The organism is Ralstonia sp. VS2407 (assembly GCF_052950655.1).
In genome coordinates this window covers 1-473 of record NZ_JBRFVG010000236.1, presented here as the reverse complement: position 1 = coordinate 473, position 473 = coordinate 1, and the positions used below count along the sequence as shown (strand labels likewise).

Sequence of the window (473 nt, the reverse complement as noted above, 5' to 3'; positions counted from 1 at the left end):
CGCGTCTGGCGTTCTTGGTGTGGTCGGCGTGGTCGGCACATCTGTCGCCGCGAACCCCGCGGGCGTTTCCATCCGGACGTCCGGCCAAACGCCGCGCTCTTCCCCGGGCCCTCAGCCATCCCCCGGCGCGGCGGCCATGCCGTTCATGCGACGCGCGTCCCGTCTTCGCGTCGACGCGCGCCTCGCGCCGATCGACACGGCGGCCATACGCGCCGTCGATGACGTTCCTGGCAGTCGTCTCCTCCAGCTTGGGCACCCAGGCGAGGGCGGGAGCGGAGAGCGCAACAGCGAGAATCAGGAAAGCAGGTTTACGCATGGAGTACCTCATAACAGGGGGGAATGACGGGGGGCTGACGGAACCGGAACCCAGGAGCCGGACTTCAGGCGTCCTTGAGATAGACGACCCGGCAGGCCGACCCGGCGGAGCGGAACTGCGCGGCGGCACTGGCGCTCAGCACCGCATCGAGAAACAC

General features: G+C 68.9%; 1 protein-coding gene. It reads right to left on the bottom strand.

Annotated features, from left to right (window positions below; all coding sequences use genetic code 11):
* On the bottom strand, nt 1–316 hold a 316-nt coding region (locus tag ACU8YE_RS24810; RefSeq protein ID WP_446930188.1), incomplete at its 3' end, for a hypothetical protein.
* Nucleotides 317–473: the final 157 nt, after the last annotated feature.